This is a genomic window from Nocardioides sp., assembly GCF_030655615.1.
Taxonomy (GTDB): Bacteria; Actinomycetota; Actinomycetes; order Propionibacteriales; family Nocardioidaceae; genus Nocardioides.
In genome coordinates, this window is record NZ_JAURVJ010000072.1 from 1 (window position 1) to 14,521 (window position 14,521).

Genomic DNA, 14,521 nt, shown 5'->3' on the forward strand with positions numbered 1-14,521 from the left:
GAGGCCTCGCCGTTGCGCGCCGAGAAGCAGACCGCGAGAGGCACGGGGTCAAGGATCGCGCAGCGACCGCGCAGCGGCGCCGCAGGCGTCCTTGACGCCGAGACGCGGTCTGCTACGCGCGCGGCCACCCGACCCGGACAACGAATGACCCCACGACGGCAAAGAGGGCTTCGAGGCTCGCTGCACTCGCACCTCAGCCGACGTCCGACGTAGGTCAGTCGCGCGCGGTGAGCACCAACGGACCGTCGTCGGTGATGGCGATGGTGTGCTCCATGTGGGCACCGCGGGAGCCGTCGGCACTGCGGAGGGTCCAGCCGTCGGGGTCGGTGTAGATCTGGTCGGTGGTGTGCAGGAACCACGGCTCGATGGCGATGACCAGGCCGGCCTTGAGGCGGAAGCCGCGGCCGGGGCGGCCGTCGTTGGGGACGTGGGGGTCGCCGTGCATGGTGCGGCCGACGCCGTGGCCGCCGAACTGCAGGTTGATGGCGAGCCCGGCGGTGCGGGCGACCTGGCCGATGGCGTGGGAGATGTCGCCCATCCGGTTGCCGGGGCGGGCCCACTCGATCGCCGCCTCGAGGGCGCGGCCGGTGACCTCGATGAGCTGCAGGTCCTCCTCGCGCGGGGTGCCGACGACGACCGAGACGGCCGAGTCGCTGACCCAGCCGTCGACGGAGGCGGCGAAGTCGACCGAGAGCAGGTCGCCGTCCTGGAGGACGTAGTCGTGGGGCAGGCCGTGCAGGACGGCGTCGTTGACCGAGGTGCAGAGCACCTTGCCGAAGGGCGAGGCGCCGAACGACGGGTGGTAGTCGATGTAGCAGGACTCGGCGCCGCGCTCGCGGATCATGTCGTGGGCGAGGGCGTCGAGCTCGAGGAGGTTGACGCCGACGTCGGCCTTGTCCACCAGCGCGGAGAGCACCGAGGCGACGAAGCGCCCGGCGGGGCGCATCTCCTCGATCTGGGTGGGTGTCCTGAGCTCGATCACGAGCCTCACGGTAGCCGCCGACGACGAGTCCGCCGTGAGCGGATCCGCCTGCGGCGGAAACGCTGGAGGACGGCTCCCGCCCCACGCACGCTGGGCGACATGACCCAGACCGGCAACCTCACCGCAGCCGACCGGCTGCTCCACCAGCGCATCATCGTGCTCGGCCAGCAGGTCGACGACGACATCGCCAACAAGATCTGCGCCGAGCTGCTGCTGCTCTCGGCCGAGGACCCCCACCGCGACATCAGCCTCTACGTCAACAGCCCCGGCGGCTCGGTGTCGGCCGGGCTCGCGATCTACGACACGATGCGGCTGATCCCCAACGACGTCGCGACGCTGGCGATGGGGCTGGCCGCGAGCATGGGCCAGTTCCTGCTCACCGCGGGTACGCCGGGCAAGCGGTTCGCGCTGCCCAACAGCCGGATCCTGCTCCACCAGGGCTCGGCCGGGATCGGCGGCACCGCGGTCGACATCGAGATCCAGGCCCAGAACCTCGAGCACATGAAGAACGTCATGATGCGGATCACCGCCGAGCACACCGGCCAGCCCGTCGAGAAGGTCGAGCGCGACGCGCTGCGCGACCGGTGGTTCACCGCCGAGGAGGCGCGCGACTACGGGTTCGTCGACCACGTGCTGACCGAGGTCGCCTCGGTCGTCCCGTCGCGGGCCGGCATCGCCTTCGGCATGGACCGGTCGGCATGAGCAGCTACACGATCCCCAGCGTCGTCGAGAAGACGATCCGTGGCGAGCGTGCCGTCGACATCTACAGCCGCCTGCTCACCGACCGCATCGTCTACCTCGGCACCGAGATCGACGACGGCGTGGCCAACGTCGTCATCGCCCAGCTGCTGCACCTGGAGTCCGACAACCCCGACCAGGCGGTGAGCCTCTACCTCAACTCCCCGGGCGGCAACGTCACCTCGGTGCTCGCGATCTACGACACCCTGCAGTTCATCCGCTGCCCCGTCGGTACGACGTGCGTCGGCCAGGTCGGGTCGGCGTCGGCCCTGCTCCTGGCGGCGGGGGAGCCCGGCCGCCGCACGCTGCTGCCGCACGCCCGCGTCGTCCTCGACCAGCCCGCCGGCGGCGGGCAGGGCACGCTGCCCGACCTCGCCGTGCAGGCCAAGGAGATCGTCCGGCTCCGGGCGTCGATGGAGGAGCTGCTCAGCCAGCACACCGGCGTCGCCGTCGAGCAGCTGCGCCGTGACACCGACCGCGACCTCGTGCTGACGGCCCACGCGGCCGTCGACTACGGCATGGCCGACGCGGTGCTCGAGAGCCGCAAGCTGGCGCCGGCCTGACCGGCCCGGCCGACGCAGCCGGCGTACTAGGTTGGGCGCATGACCCTCGTCGACCGCGTGATCTCCTCGCTCCGTCACCACCACGACCGGCTCGCCGCGCTGGTCCCGAGCCTCGACGACGCTGCGCTGACGAGCCCCAGCGCCGCCACCGAGTGGCGGGTCTGCGACGTGCTCTCCCACCTCGGCAGCGGCGCCGAGATCACGCTGCGCCCGCTCGCCGCGGCCGCCACCGGCACGCCGGTCCCCGAGGCGGCCAACGAGGAGGTCTGGGACCGCTGGAACGCGATGTCGCCGCGCGACCAGGCCGACGGCTTCGTCGAGCACGACCGGCGGGTCGTCGAGACGCTCGAGGGGCTCGACGACGAGGCTCGGGAGTCGTTGACGGTCGACCTCGGGTTCCTGCCCGCGCCCGTGCCGCTGGCGATGGCCGCGGGGATGCGGCTCAACGAGGTCGCCCTCCACAGCTGGGACGTGCTGGCCGGCCTCGACGTGACCGACTCGCTCGACGACGAGGCGGCCGAGGTGCTGCTCGAGCTCTACACCGGTCCGCTGGGGATGCTGCTCACCTGGGCCAGCAAGCCGGGCGAGCTCGACGAGCGCACGGTGGTGGCGTTCGAGGGCCACGGCCTGACGGTCGCCGAGGAGGTGTCGCTGGTCGCCGAGCCGCCGGTGGCGCCGACCGCGACGTTCACCGGACCCGTCGAGGCCGCCGTACGTCTCATCGCGGGTCGGCTGCGGCCCACCACGACGCCCGAGGGCGTCGAGGTGGTCGGCAACGTGACGCTCGACGACCTGCGCCGGGTGTTCCCCGGCTACTGACCGCCCCGGGACGACGTGACGCGCCGGGTCCTGGTCAGAGCGCGAGGGCGAGCGGCCCGGAGATCCGGCCGAGCTCGCGCGAGACCCGGATCGTCAGGTCGACCAGCCGCAGCCCGAGCGCGCCGTGCACCGCCCCGAGCACCTCCGAGCTGGGTTCCTTGAGGCCGCGCTCGACCTCGGAGAGGTACTGCACCGAGATGCCGGCCTCACCGGCCACGTCGGCGAGCGTCCGCTCCTGGCGGGTGCGCTCCTCGCGCAGCTCGCGGCCGACGAGCTCGCGCCAGAGCGGGTCGGGCAGCGCCGGCTCCGGACCGAGCCAACGCGGCGATGATGCGGGAAACGCGACGACCTCACCCATGCCCGGACCCTAGGCCGCGGGAGCGGCCACGGCGAGGGGTGTTCGCGACCGGCGAACGGCGTAGCGTCGCCCAGGTGAGCTTGACCCCGGACCGTTGGCAGCGACACGACTGGTGGGGCGTGGTGATCGAGGCGCCCGACCACCGTGCCGTGGGCCGGTTCTACGCCGCCCTGCGCGGCTGGACCGTCCATCACGAGGACGACGAGGACTGCGTGCTCGACGTCGGTGAGGGCGTCGCCTACCTCACGGTGCAGCGTGCGGACGCGTCCTACGAGCCGCCGGCGTGGCCGGCCGAGAAGGGCCGGCAGCGGATGATGCTGCACCTCGACTTCGAGGTCACCGACCTGGAGGGCGAGGTCACCCGCGCGCTCGGGCTGGGCGCGACGCTGGCCGAGCACCAGCCGCAGGACGACGTGCGCGTGCTGCTCGACCCGGCCGGGCACCCGTTCTGCCTCTACGCCTAGACCCCGCCGTAGACCCCGGCCGCCAGGTCGTCGAGCAGCGTCGGGCCGGTCGGCTCCCAGCCCAGCAGCTCGCGGGTCCGCGCGCTCGAGGTCGGGTTGTCGGCGGCGGCGAAACCGGCGATCCACCCGAGCTGGGCGGCGGCGTCGGCGGGGTCCAGCGAGACGACGGGTACGCCGAGCGCGTCGCCGATCGCGGTCGCGATGTCGCGCATGGGAACGCCTTGCTCGGCCGCGGCGTGCAGCCGCGTGCCGGCGGGTGCCGACTCGAGCGCGAGCCGGAAGAGGTGGGCGGCGTCGAGGCGGTGGACGGCCGGCCAGACGTTGCTCCCGTCGCCGACGTAGGCCGACTGGCCCTTCTCGCGGGCGATCCGTACCAGCGTCGGCACGAACCCGTGCCCGTCGCCGGCGCCGTGGACCGACGGCGGGAGTCGTACCAGGCTGGAGCGGACGCCGTGCTCGGCGACGGCGACGGTCGTCCGCTCGGCGGGCCCGCGGGCGGCGCCTGGACGGTCGGGGTCGGCCTCGTCGTCCTCGATGGCCGGGCGGCCCAGGCCGGCGACCAGTGCGGTGGCGGAGGTGACCACGAGCGGCCTGTCGGTGCCGGCCAGGGCCGCGGTGAGGGCCTTGACGACGAGCAGGTCGGACCCGGCCGAGTTGACCATGTCGGTGAAGTCGTCGTGCTTGAAGGCGAGGTGGACGACGCCGTCGGCCTCGGCGGCGGCCGCGGCGATGCCGGCGGGGTCGTCGATCGTGCCGCGGTGCACCCGCACGCCGACGTGCTCGAGGGCGGCGGCGCTGGCGTCGGAGCGGGCGAGGCCGGTGACCTGATGACCCTGCCCGAGCAGCTCCTGGACGACGGCGGACCCGATGAAGCCCGAGGCTCCGGTGACGAAGATGTTCATGACCTCGACGGTAGGGACGTGGAGCCCCCGAGATCCAAGGCCCGTTGCTCACCGCCTCATGCCGTCGAGGCATGACCGCAGGTCAGGGGGCTGTGGCTACCGTGGTGGCGTGCCCGATCTCGACCTGCGCCTGGTCCGCTACTTCACCGTGGTGGCCGAGCACGCCCACTTCGGGCGCGCCGCGGAGGCGCTGCACGTGGCGCAGCCGTCGCTGAGCCGCCAGGTCCGCCGCCTCGAGGACCTCGTCGGGACCCCGCTGCTCGAGCGCACCCCGCAGGGCAGCACGCTCACCGACGCCGGGCGGGCGTTCCTGCCCCGCGCGCTCGAGCTGGTCCGGGCGGCCGACGACGCGCTCGTCGAGGCCCGCTCGGCGGCCACGCCGCAGCGGCTCGTGGTGGGCTGGGCCGGCGACCTCGTCGTGACCGACGTCGTACGGGCGCTGCGCCACGCGCACCCGGACGCGGACGTCACGACCCGCCACGTCGGGTGGGACGAGCTGCGTGACGCGCTGCTCGAGCGCCGGGTCGACCTGGTGGTCGGTCGGGCACCCTTCGGCGCCGAGGGCCTCGACGTCGAGGTGCTCCACGAGCAGGCCCGCGTGCTCGTCGTCCCCCTCGACCACCGGCTGGCCGGCAAGGAGCAGGTCGAGCTCGACGACTTCGCCCACGAGCCGCTGGTGCGCTCGGTCGACCCGGTGCGCGACGCCTTCTGGCGGATCGACCCGCGCCCCGACGGCAGCCGTGCGCCGGACGGCCCGCTGGGCGGCGAGCGCGAGGACAAGTTCGAGCTGGTGGCCTCCGGTGAGGCGCTGACGCTGATGCCGGCCCCGGGCCCCGACAGCCGGCTTCGAGCAGGGCTGACGACCGTGCCCGTCGAGGGGATCGCGCCGTGCCAGGTGGTCGTCGCGACGCGGTCGGCGGAGCGCCGGGCCCTCGTCCGCCGGTTCGTCGCGCTGGCCCGCGACCACCTCCACCCCGATGGTGCGCCACCCCCCGCCTAAGGTCGCAGCGTGACCGACAACGTGCCGCCGTACTCCGACGTCGCCGGCAACCCCTACGCGACCGCGGGCCCGGGCAACAGGTGGTCGGCGATCGCCATCGCCCTGGGCGTGTTCGGGGCGTTCCTGTTCCCGATCATCTTCTGCCCCGCAGGGCTGGTCGTCGGCTGCGTCGCGATGGGCGACGACGAGCGGCTCTGGCTGCCGGCCGTGCTCGTGCCTGTCGCCGGGCTGCTGGGCGGGCTGGTCCTCTGGATCTCGGTGTTCGGCCAGGTCTCGCCCTTCATGGGCTAGCTCGTCGGCTTGTCCGAGCCCACGACCCACATCGCGAAGAACTGCGACCCGCCGCCGTAGGCGTGCCCCAGGGCCTTGCGGGCGCCGTCGACCTGGTGCTCGCCGGCGAGCCCGCGGACCTGCAGCGCCGCCTCGCCGAACCGCAGCATCCCGGAGGCGCCGATCGGGTTGGACGACAGCACGCCGCCGGAGGCGTTGACCGGGAGCCGGCCGTCGAGTGCGGTCGCGCCGGACTCGGTGAGCATCCAGCCGCCCCCCTCCTCGGCGAACCCCAGCGACTCGAGCCACATCGGCTCGAACCACGAGAACGGGACGTAGATCTCGGCCATGTCGATCTCGTCGATCGGCGAGGCGATGCCGGCCTGCTTCCACAGCGCCGCCGCCGCGTCGCGGGAGGCCTGCGGGTTGACCTGGTCGCGCTCGGCGGCCGAGGTGGCCTCGGAGCGCATCACGGTGCCGTGGATCCAGGCCGGGTTGGGCGAGGCGGCCGCGACGTCCTCGGAGGCGATGACCAGCGCGCACGCGCCGTCGGACGACGGGCAGGTCTCGTCGTAGCGGATCGGGTCCCAGAGCATCTGCGAGGCCAGCACCGACTCGACGGTGGTGCCCTCGTTGTGGAGGTGGGCGTAGGGGTTCTTGAGCGCGTTGTTGCGGTCCTTGGCGGCGACGATCGCCCCGACGTGGTTGGGCGCACCGGAGCGGCGGATGTAGGAGCGCACGTGGGGCGCGAAGTAGCCGCCGGCACCGGCGTGGACCGGCATGTTGAACGGCACGGGCACCGAGAGCGCCCACATCGCGTTGGACTCCGACTGCTTCTCGTAGGCGACGGTCAGCACCTTGCGGTGGATGCCGGCCTGGACGAGCGACGCCGCCACGATCGCGGTCGACCCGCCGACCGACCCGGCGGTGTGCACGCGCAGGAGCGGCTTGCCGGCCGCGCCGAGGGCCTCGGCGAGGAACAGCTCGGGCATCATCACGCCCTCGAACAGGTCGGGGGCCTTGCCGACGACGATCGCGTCGATCTCGTCGAGGGTCATGCCGGCGTCCTCGAGGGCGCGGTCCATGGCCTCGCGGCACAGGCCGGCCATCGACACGTCGAGGCGCTTGGCGCGGTGGTGGGTCTGGCCGATCCCGACCACGGCGGCGGGCTGCTTGCCCATCAGTTGGTCCCTTCCGGGGTGCTCGCGAGCGTGCAGACGAGGTTCTGCTGCAGGGCCGGTCCGGACGTCGCGTGGGCGAGCGCCTTGGACGCCTCGCCCGACCAGATCCGGCGGGCGGCCTCGCCGACGCGGATGCCGCCGGCCGAGAACATCGGGTTGGAGACGAGCGCCCCGCCCGACGGGTTGACGCTGACGTCGTCGGCCAGGCCGAGCTCGCGCCGCAGCACGAGCTCCTGGTGGCTGAACGGGGCGTGCAGCTCGGCCACCTCGACGCCGGTGACGTCGAGCGCCGCGGCCGAGCGCCGCGCCGACGGCGCACGGGTCAGGTCGCGGGTGCCCATGCTGAGCGGGTCGACGTGGTGGGCGATCCCGGTCAGCCACGCGGGCTGCTCGCGCACCGCGCGGGCCTTGTCGCCGGCGGCGAGGACGATCGCCGCGGCCCCGTCGGTGACCGGCGCGCAGTCGTGCTTGCGCAGTGGATCGGCGTACATCGGGCGGGCGAGGAGCGCGTCGACCGACGAGCCGCCCTTGCGGACCGCGTAGTCGTTCTTCTCGGCGTCGGTGAGCGAGCGCTGGGCGACCTCGGCCATCGCGCGCTCGTCCCAGAGCCCGGCGTCGATGCCGGCGCGGGCCTGGAGGCCGGCCAGCGACACGGTGTCGGGCCAGATCGGCGTCATCAGGTAGGGGTCGAGCTGGAGCGCGAGGGTACGCCGGAGCACGCCGGCCGAGCTCTTGCCGAAGGCGTAGACGAGGGCGGTGTCGACCTCGCCGGTCTGGATCTTGATCCAGGCCTCGTACATCGCCCAGGCCAGGTCCATCTCGACGTGGGACTCGTTGACGGGCGGGATCACGCCGATCGCGTCGACGGCCGACACGAACGAGAACGACCGGCCGGCCAGGTAGTCGGAGGACCCCGAGCACCAGAAGCCCACGTCGTGGCGGGTCCACCCGGTCTGCTCGTAGCACTCGGCGAAGAGGGGGACGAGCAGCTCCACGCACGTGGGCGACCCGTCGAACTCCGGCATCTGTCGCTGGGCGAACCCGACGACGGCAACGTCTCTCACTCCTGGCCTCTCAGAGCTGGTTCTTGTAGGTGTCGTAGTCGGCGTCCGGCTCGCCGGTCGGCGCGAAGTGGCTGATGTTCTCGATCGTCGTGCCCCACTCCTCGCGCGGCTTCCAGACGGCCTTGACCCGCAGGCCCATGTGGACCTCCTCGGCCGGGATGTCGAGGATCAGGTGGAGGAAGGCGATGTCGGCGCCGTCGAGCAGGACGTAGGCCGACACGTAGGGCGGCGTGATCTTCTGGCCGAGGAACGGGACGTTGACGATGCAGAACGTCGTCACCGTGCCGGTCTCGGGCAGCTCGACCTCGTCGGTCGTCGGGCTCCCGTCGGTCGGGCAGGCGCTGCGCGGCGGGATGTAGACCTTGTGGCAGGTCGGGCAGCGCTGGCCGAGCAGCCGGCCCTCGGCGAGGCCGCGGTAGAACGCTGACTCCTCGGGGCTGGCGGCATAGACGTAGTCGAGCTCGACCGGCGTGACGACGCCGCTCACGACGTCGTCACCGGGGAACGGCACGATCGCGCCCGCACCGTCGTCGGCGGGCTCGAAGCAGGCGATGTCGGTGATCGCTCCGGCGCGCTCGGCGGCCCAGCGGACCTGGACGCGCATCCCGGTCGAGACCTCGTCGGCCGAGGAGACGTCGAGCGCGTGGAGGAACGGGACGTCGGCGCCGTCGAGGGTCACCAGGGCCCAGGCGAACGGCCGGTCGAAGGGCTGGCCGGCGACCGGCTCGGGCACCCACACCCACGAGGTGACGCTGCCGGACGACGAGACCTCGACGAAGTCGGTGGTCGGCTGGTGGGTCACCGGGTCGTACTCCGGAGGCGGGATGACGACCCGCCCCTCCGACGTACGGGCGCCGACGACGACGCCGTCACGGAGGCCGGTCAGGAACCGGCCGATCACCGGGCCCGTGGAGCGGGTGTAGTCGAACGCGACGGTGACCGGCGCGGACAGGGTGCGAGGCATGCCACGAAACTAGAACACGTTCTACTCACGCCGCAACTGTTCTGCCAGAGTGGCGGGCATGAAACTGGGACTGCAGCTGGGGTACTGGGGCGCGCAGCCGCCCGAGGGCGTCGAGGAGCTCGTGAGGGCCGCGGAGGAGTCGGGCTTCGACGCGATCTTCACCGCCGAGGCGTGGGGCTCCGACGCGTTCACGCCGCTCACGTGGTGGGGCAGGGGCACGTCGCGGGTGCGGCTCGGCACGTCGATCGTCCAGATGTCCGGGCGGGCGCCGACCTCGATCGCCATGCACGCCCTGACCCTCGACCACCTCACCGGCGGCCGGGTCGTCCTCGGCATGGGTGTCTCGGGGCCGCAGGTCGTCGAGGGCTGGTACGGCCAGCCCTTCCAGAAGCCGCTGGCCCGCACCCGCGAGGTCGTCGGCATCATCCGCCAGGTGCTGGCGCGCGAGGCGCCGGTGACCAACGACGGGCCGCACTACCCGCTGCCCTACACAGGTCCGGGCTCGGTCGGGCTGGGCAAGCCGCTCAAGCCGATCGTCCACCCGCTGCGCCCCGACATCCCGATCTGGCTCGGTGCCGAGGGGCCCAAGAACGTCGCCATGACCGCCGAGATCGCCGACGGCTGGATCCCGATCTTCTACACGCCCAAGTCGGCCGCGATGTACCAGCCGTGGCTCGACGAGGGCTTCGCCCGGCCGGGGGCGCGTCGTACCCGCGACGACTTCGAGATCGCCGCCACCTGCCACCTGCAGATCTGCGACACCCCCGAGATCAAGCGCATGGTCCTCGACGCCATCAAGCCGTCGGTCTCGCTCTACATGGGCGGCATGGGCGCCGCCGAGGCCAACTTCCACAACCAGGTCTTCGTGCGGATGGGCTACGAGGACCTCGCCGCCGAGGTGCAGAGGCTCTACCTCGCCGGCGACAAGGACCAGGCCACCGCGCTCATCCCCGACGACCTCGTCGACGACATGCACATCATCGGGTCGGAGTCGGAGGTCAAGGAGAAGGTGGCCGCCTGGGAGGAGACCGGCGTGACCACGCTGATGCTGTCGTTCCGCGGCGCCGACGAGGTACGCCGGGTGGCCGAGCTGCTGGCCTGACGCCTCGGTCTCAGTGCGCCTGACCCGTCGACGCCGACGTACCGCCGTCGACGGGCAGGAACGCGCCGGTGATGTAGCCGGCGTCGTCGCTGGCGAGGAACAGCACGGCCGGCGCGATGTCGTCCGGCTGGCCGACGCGGCCGAGGGCGACCCGGTTGACGGCCGCGGCCAGGACGTCCTCGTCGGCGGCGGCCTCGGCGGTGACGTCGGTGACGGTGAAGGCCGGGACGACGGCGTTGAGGCGCACGCCGCGGGGGCCGTAGTCGAGGGCCAGGGACTGGACGAAGTTCATGATCGCGGCCTTGGTGGCGTTGTAGGCCGCCTGGCCCCAGTCGCCGCGCAGGCCCGAGACGGAGCCGACGACGACGAGGTTGCCACCGGACTTCTCCAGCTCGGGCAGCGTGTGCCGGGCGACGTGGACGAACCCGTCGATGTTGGTCGAGCGGATCGCCTCCCAGTCGCCGAGGCCGAGCTCGTCGAACGGGCCGTTGGTGTAGGCGGCGGCGTTGTTGACGACGACGTCGAGGGCGCCGAACCGGTCGACGACCTCGGTCACCATCTGGCCCACCGAGCTGTCCTCGCTGACGTCGGCCTCGACCGCGAGCGTGCGCTCGGTGGGGTAGCCGGCGAGGGCCTCGTCGAGCTTGGTGCGGCGGCGTCCGCTGATCGCGACGTTGGCGCCGTTGGCCAGGAACGCCTCGGCGATCGCCCGGCCGATCCCGGTGCCCCCACCGGTGACGAGCACGGTCTTGCCTGCGAAGTCATAGCTGTTGACGGTCATGTCCGGCCCAACGGGCGTCGTCGTGCGGTCATTCCGGTCAGGCGGGTGTGGCGCTGTCGATCTCGCGCCCACCCGCGCGTCACCCTGGTGCCAGACAGGCGACGAGAGGACACCGATGACCGACTACATGATCCTGTTCCCGGCCGACCGTGAGGACGACTGGGACCTCGCGACCGTGGCCGAGCGGCAGGAGGTCTACGCCACCGACGAGGAGTTCGTCAGGCTGCTCGGAGAGCGCGGCGGCCGGGTCACCGGCGGGGCCGAGCTGGCCTCGGCGAGCCGCGCGCACGTCCTACGCCGGAGCGCCGGCGGGGGAGCCGTCGTCACGGACGGCCCCTTCGCCGAGTCCGTCGAGCAGCTGTCGGGCTTCTACCTGGTCTCGACCGACGACGAGGCCGGGCTGCTCGAGGCGGCGCAGGTCCTGGTGCGCAGCCACCCGGCGGTCGAGGTCCGCCCGGTCGTGGGCTCCGAAGACGACTCCTAGGAGGCGACGCTCGCGGGCTCGGCCCGTCGGGCCGCGGCCGGCGACCCCGGGGTGGGGAAGAAGCGCCACACGACGGCCGACTGGGTGAAGGTCCACAGTCCGCCGCAGGCCCAGTAGAAGAGCAGCGCGACCGGGACGACGCCGCCGGCCAGCAGCATCCCGCCCGCGGACACGAACGGCACGATCCGCTGCGCGGTGGCCATCGACTCGGGCAGGTCGGTGGCGCTCGAGTTGGTCTGCACGAGGTAGCGCTGGGTGACGAACGACAGCACGGCCGCGGTGCCGGCCAGGCCCAGGACGACGGCGAGGTGGCCGGACCCCGAGCCGAGGTAGCCGTGGCCGGTCAGGTGCACGCCACCGATGGTCGCGCGGGCGAGCGAGGCGACCTGGTCGCCGTCGAGGGCGCCGACCGCCTGGCCGTCGGCGACGTTGCGCAGCAGGTGGTAGAGCCCGATCCAGATCGGGACCTGCAGCAGCAGCGGCAGGCAGCCGAGGCGAGACATCCCGTGCTCGGCGGAGATCTCGCGGCGGGCCGCCATCTGGGCGCGGACCGCCTCGGCGTCCGTGCGGCCCCTGTACTCCGCGGCCAGGGCCTTCAGGTGTGGCCGGGCGCGGGCGGCGGCATGGGCGTTGCGGACGCCGTGGACGACGAGGGGCAGGAGCGCGGTGCGGACGATCACGACGACGGCGGCGATCGAGAGGCACCAGGTGGCGCCGGAGGACGGGTCGGCGCCGAGCGAGGTCAGGCCGGAGTGGACACCGGCGACGACGGCGGCGAGGGCGTGCTGGACGGGGGCGAGCAGGGACACGGGAGAGCTCCAGGGGTCGGGAGGATCGGGGCGCGTCTGCCGGCCGGTCCCGTCCTCCGTGAGGACGGGACGGCGGGCGTCAGCGCGACCCGGGAGCCCGGGGGCGGAGCGGGTGGTGCGTCGGGTCGGTGGCCCGGGTGGCGAGCACGATCGGACTGGCACGGCGGGCGCTGACCCGCGCGGACGTCGTACGGGCGCCGAGGTGGCCTGAATCGTGGGCCGTGCGCAGCAGCGCGGCGAGGGCCACGGCGAGCAGCGCGCCGGTCAGGGTGGCGGTGCCGTCGAGGCCGGCGGCCAGGGTCGGCAGCAGGAACGCGATGGAGGCGGCCAGGGCTGCGAGCACGGCGTCACGAGCACGCAACGTGACCCGCGGCTCCGACATGCCGCGATCGTACGTCGTGACAGGAACTGGAACACGTTCTAGTGTCGCCACCATGCCCGCTACCTCGGCCGACAACGACCTTCGCACCCCGACCCACAACGGCAACCTGATGGTCGCCGCGCTCAAGCGCCACCGCGACAAGCCGGTGATGTACCTCGGCGACACCACGCTCACCGGCGGCCAGGTCGCCGAGCGGATCAGCCAGTACGTCCAGGCCTTCGAGGCGCTCGGCGCCGGGGGAGACACGGCCGGGGCGCTGCTCGCGCTCAACCGGCCCGAGGTGCTCTACATCATCGGGTCGGGCCAGACGCAGGGCTTCCGGCGTACGTCGCTGCACCCGCTCGGCAGCGCCGACGACCACGCCTACGTCATCAACGACGCCGGCATCAGCACCCTCACCATCGACCCCTACTTCGTCGAGCGTGCGCTGGCGCTGCTCGAGAAGTGCCCCGGCCTCACCCAGGTCTTCACCATCGGGCCGGTGCCGCCCGAGCTCGAGGGCCGGGCGATCGACCTGGTAGCCAAGGCCGCCGAGTTCGAGCCCCGGCCGCTGACGGCCGCGACCCTGCCCGCCGACCACGTCGTCTCGATCACCTACACCGGCGGCACGACGGGCAAGCCCAAGGGTGTCGTCGGGCTCTCGCAGGCGATGGCGACGATGACGCAGGTGATGCTCAGCGAGTGGGAGTGGCCGGAGGAGCCGCGCTTCCTCATGTGCACGCCGCTCTCGCACGCCGGCGCTGCGTTCTTCACCCCGACCGTCATCAAGGGCGGCTCGCTCTACGTCCTCGCGCGCTTCGACCCGGCCGAGGTGCTGCGGACGATCGAGGAGCAGCGGATCACCGCCACGATGCTGGTGCCGTCGATGCTCTACGCCCTGATGGACCACCCCGACAGTCGCACCCGCGACCTGTCGAGCCTCGAGACCGTCTACTACGGCGCATCGGCGATCAACCCGGTGCGGCTCCGCGAGGCGATCGACCGCTTCGGCCCGATCTTCGCCCAGTACTACGGGCAGTCCGAGGCGCCGATGGTGATCACCTACCTCTCCAAGCAGGACCACGTCACCGGCTCCGAGGCGCGCCTGTCGTCGTGCGGGCGCCCGTCGGCCTTCGTGCGCACGGCGCTGCTCGGCGAGGACGGACGACCGGTCCCGGTCGGCGAGCCCGGCGAGATCTGCGTGAGTGGACCGCTGCTCTCGGGCGGCTACTGGAACCTGCCCGACGAGACCGCCGAGACCTTCCGCGCCGACGGCTGGATGCACACCGGCGACGTGGCCCGTGAGGACGAGGACGGCTTCTGGTACATCGTCGACCGCACCAAGGACATGATCGTCACCGGCGGCTTCAACGTCTTCCCGCGCGAGGTCGAGGACGTCGTCGCCGAGCACCCGGCGATCGCCCAGGTCGGCGTCATCGGCACGCCGCACGAGAAGTTCGGCGAGGCCGTCACCGCGATCGTCGTCCTGCGTGAGGGCCACGAGCTGACCGACGAGGTCGTCGCCGAGATCCAGGAGATGGTCAAGGAGCGCAAGGGTTCGGTGCAGGCCCCCAAGCAGGTCATCGCCACCGACGCGCTGCCGCTGACCGGGCTCGGCAAGCCGGACAAGAAGGCGCTGCGCGCGCAGTACTGGACGGGCGAACGCGCCGTCGGTTGAG

Annotated in this window: 18 protein-coding genes; 9 read left to right on the forward strand and 9 right to left on the reverse strand. The window is 72.7% G+C overall.

All coding sequences use genetic code 11. From position 1 onward, the window contains the following. Positions 1-214: 214 nt before the first annotated feature. Positions 215-982: a type I methionyl aminopeptidase gene (gene map / locus Q7T52_RS05995; RefSeq protein WP_304800367.1), complete on the reverse strand. Its 768-nt coding sequence runs from the start codon at positions 980-982 to the stop codon at positions 215-217. Between the two features lie 99 nt (positions 983-1,081). Between map and Q7T52_RS06000 the strand changes: the two genes are divergently transcribed. From Q7T52_RS06000 to Q7T52_RS06010, 3 genes are read left to right on the forward strand one after another with little or no spacing between them, the layout of a single operon-like run. Continuing rightward, positions 1,082-1,684, forward strand: coding sequence for an ATP-dependent Clp protease proteolytic subunit (locus Q7T52_RS06000; RefSeq protein WP_304800369.1), 603 nt, complete (start codon positions 1,082-1,084; stop codon positions 1,682-1,684). After that, a complete protein-coding gene (locus Q7T52_RS06005) occupies positions 1,681-2,283 on the forward strand; it encodes a ClpP family protease (protein WP_304800371.1) in 603 nt (200 codons plus the stop codon). Before Q7T52_RS06000 ends, Q7T52_RS06005 begins: the two co-directional genes overlap by 4 nt. 39 nt (positions 2,284-2,322) lie before the next feature. Further along, positions 2,323-3,102 (forward strand): maleylpyruvate isomerase family mycothiol-dependent enzyme, encoded by a 780-nt coding sequence (locus Q7T52_RS06010; RefSeq protein WP_304800373.1) that lies wholly within the window; start codon positions 2,323-2,325, stop codon positions 3,100-3,102. A gap of 34 nt (positions 3,103-3,136) precedes the next feature. Here the strand turns inward: Q7T52_RS06010 and Q7T52_RS06015 are convergent, their stop codons facing one another. Beyond that, complete coding sequence (locus Q7T52_RS06015; RefSeq protein ID WP_304800375.1) at positions 3,137-3,460, reverse strand: helix-turn-helix domain-containing protein; 324 nt, start codon at positions 3,458-3,460, stop codon at positions 3,137-3,139. A gap of 74 nt (positions 3,461-3,534) precedes the next feature. On the opposite strand from Q7T52_RS06015, the gene Q7T52_RS06020 reads away from it, so the two are divergent. Continuing rightward, entirely contained in the window at positions 3,535-3,924 is a 390-nt protein-coding gene (locus Q7T52_RS06020) for a VOC family protein (protein WP_304800377.1), read from the forward strand. Here the strand turns inward: Q7T52_RS06020 and Q7T52_RS06025 are convergent. Beyond that, the gene (locus tag Q7T52_RS06025; RefSeq protein WP_304800379.1) at positions 3,921-4,826 is read right to left on the reverse strand and encodes an SDR family oxidoreductase; all 906 of its coding nucleotides are present in this window, start codon (positions 4,824-4,826) and stop codon (positions 3,921-3,923) included. The two genes, Q7T52_RS06020 and Q7T52_RS06025, sit on opposite strands and share 4 nt — an antisense overlap. A 109-nt stretch (positions 4,827-4,935) precedes the next feature. Here Q7T52_RS06025 and Q7T52_RS06030 point away from each other — a divergent pair, with 109 nt between their 5' ends. Together Q7T52_RS06030 and Q7T52_RS06035 are read left to right on the forward strand one after the other, a co-directional pair. After that, complete coding sequence (locus tag Q7T52_RS06030) at positions 4,936-5,826, forward strand: LysR family transcriptional regulator (protein WP_304800381.1); 891 nt, start codon at positions 4,936-4,938, stop codon at positions 5,824-5,826. 9 nt (positions 5,827-5,835) lie between these two features. Then, entirely contained in the window at positions 5,836-6,117 is a 282-nt protein-coding gene (locus tag Q7T52_RS06035) for a hypothetical protein (protein WP_304800383.1), read from the forward strand. Here Q7T52_RS06035 and Q7T52_RS06040 read toward each other — a convergent pair. Genes Q7T52_RS06040 through Q7T52_RS06050 form a run of 3 tightly spaced genes read right to left on the reverse strand, consistent with a single transcriptional unit; the run spans position 6,114 to position 9,305 of the window. Beyond that, complete coding sequence (locus Q7T52_RS06040; RefSeq protein ID WP_304800385.1) at positions 6,114-7,277, reverse strand: thiolase domain-containing protein; 1,164 nt, start codon at positions 7,275-7,277, stop codon at positions 6,114-6,116. The two genes, Q7T52_RS06035 and Q7T52_RS06040, sit on opposite strands and share 4 nt — an antisense overlap. Beyond that, a complete protein-coding gene (locus Q7T52_RS06045) occupies positions 7,277-8,341 on the reverse strand; it encodes a thiolase domain-containing protein (protein ID WP_304800387.1) in 1,065 nt (354 codons plus the stop codon). Before Q7T52_RS06045 ends, Q7T52_RS06040 begins: the two co-directional genes overlap by 1 nt. A gap of 10 nt (positions 8,342-8,351) precedes the next feature. Beyond that, positions 8,352-9,305 carry a Zn-ribbon domain-containing OB-fold protein gene (locus Q7T52_RS06050; protein WP_304800389.1) on the reverse strand — a complete coding sequence of 318 codons (954 nt, stop codon included), beginning with the start codon at positions 9,303-9,305 and terminating at the stop codon, positions 8,352-8,354. 58 nt (positions 9,306-9,363) lie between these two features. Here Q7T52_RS06050 and Q7T52_RS06055 point away from each other — a divergent pair, with 58 nt between their 5' ends. Further along, complete coding sequence (locus Q7T52_RS06055) at positions 9,364-10,407, forward strand: LLM class F420-dependent oxidoreductase (RefSeq protein WP_304800390.1); 1,044 nt, start codon at positions 9,364-9,366, stop codon at positions 10,405-10,407. Positions 10,408-10,417: 10 nt separating this feature from the next. Here Q7T52_RS06055 and Q7T52_RS06060 read toward each other — a convergent pair whose 3' ends face one another. Further along, positions 10,418-11,188, reverse strand: coding sequence for an SDR family NAD(P)-dependent oxidoreductase (locus Q7T52_RS06060; RefSeq protein WP_304800392.1), 771 nt, complete (start codon positions 11,186-11,188; stop codon positions 10,418-10,420). A 115-nt stretch (positions 11,189-11,303) separates the two neighbouring features. Here Q7T52_RS06060 and Q7T52_RS06065 point away from each other — a divergent pair, with 115 nt between their 5' ends. Further along, the gene (locus Q7T52_RS06065; RefSeq protein ID WP_304800395.1) at positions 11,304-11,672 is read left to right on the forward strand and encodes a YciI family protein; all 369 of its coding nucleotides are present in this window, start codon (positions 11,304-11,306) and stop codon (positions 11,670-11,672) included. On the opposite strand, the gene yidC is transcribed toward Q7T52_RS06065, so the two are convergent. Beyond that, entirely contained in the window at positions 11,669-12,481 is an 813-nt protein-coding gene (gene yidC, locus Q7T52_RS06070) for a membrane protein insertase YidC (protein WP_304800396.1), read from the reverse strand. The two genes, Q7T52_RS06065 and yidC, sit on opposite strands and share 4 nt — an antisense overlap. 79 nt (positions 12,482-12,560) lie before the next feature. Further along, positions 12,561-12,863, reverse strand: a complete 303-nt coding sequence (locus tag Q7T52_RS06075; protein WP_304800399.1) for a hypothetical protein — start codon at positions 12,861-12,863, stop codon at positions 12,561-12,563. Positions 12,864-12,915: 52 nt separating this feature from the next. Between Q7T52_RS06075 and fadD8 the strand changes: the two genes are divergently transcribed. Further along, complete coding sequence (fadD8, locus tag Q7T52_RS06080; protein ID WP_304800401.1) at positions 12,916-14,520, forward strand: fatty-acid--CoA ligase FadD8; 1,605 nt, start codon at positions 12,916-12,918, stop codon at positions 14,518-14,520. Position 14,521 lies beyond the last annotated feature (1 nt).

Excerpts from the sequence above, each read along its gene's own strand:
- Q7T52_RS06000 (WP_304800369.1), top strand. The coding sequence starts at position 1,082 with ATGACCCAGACCGGCAACCTCACCGCAGCCGACCGGCTGCTCCACCAG.
- Q7T52_RS06005 (WP_304800371.1), top strand. The coding sequence starts at position 1,681 with ATGAGCAGCTACACGATCCCCAGCGTCGTCGAGAAGACGATCCGTGGC.
- Q7T52_RS06010 (WP_304800373.1), top strand. The coding sequence starts at position 2,323 with ATGACCCTCGTCGACCGCGTGATCTCCTCGCTCCGTCACCACCACGAC.
- Q7T52_RS06015 (WP_304800375.1), bottom strand. The coding sequence starts at position 3,460 with ATGGGTGAGGTCGTCGCGTTTCCCGCATCATCGCCGCGTTGGCTCGGT.
- Q7T52_RS06025 (WP_304800379.1), bottom strand. The coding sequence starts at position 4,826 with ATGAACATCTTCGTCACCGGAGCCTCGGGCTTCATCGGGTCCGCCGTC.
- Q7T52_RS06040 (WP_304800385.1), bottom strand. The coding sequence starts at position 7,277 with ATGGGCAAGCAGCCCGCCGCCGTGGTCGGGATCGGCCAGACCCACCAC.
- Q7T52_RS06050 (WP_304800389.1), bottom strand. The coding sequence starts at position 9,305 with ATGCCTCGCACCCTGTCCGCGCCGGTCACCGTCGCGTTCGACTACACC.
- Q7T52_RS06055 (WP_304800390.1), top strand. The coding sequence starts at position 9,364 with ATGAAACTGGGACTGCAGCTGGGGTACTGGGGCGCGCAGCCGCCCGAG.
- Q7T52_RS06060 (WP_304800392.1), bottom strand. The coding sequence starts at position 11,188 with ATGACCGTCAACAGCTATGACTTCGCAGGCAAGACCGTGCTCGTCACC.
- Q7T52_RS06065 (WP_304800395.1), top strand. The coding sequence starts at position 11,304 with ATGACCGACTACATGATCCTGTTCCCGGCCGACCGTGAGGACGACTGG.
- Q7T52_RS06075 (WP_304800399.1), bottom strand. The coding sequence starts at position 12,863 with ATGTCGGAGCCGCGGGTCACGTTGCGTGCTCGTGACGCCGTGCTCGCA.
- fadD8 (WP_304800401.1), top strand. The coding sequence starts at position 12,916 with ATGCCCGCTACCTCGGCCGACAACGACCTTCGCACCCCGACCCACAAC.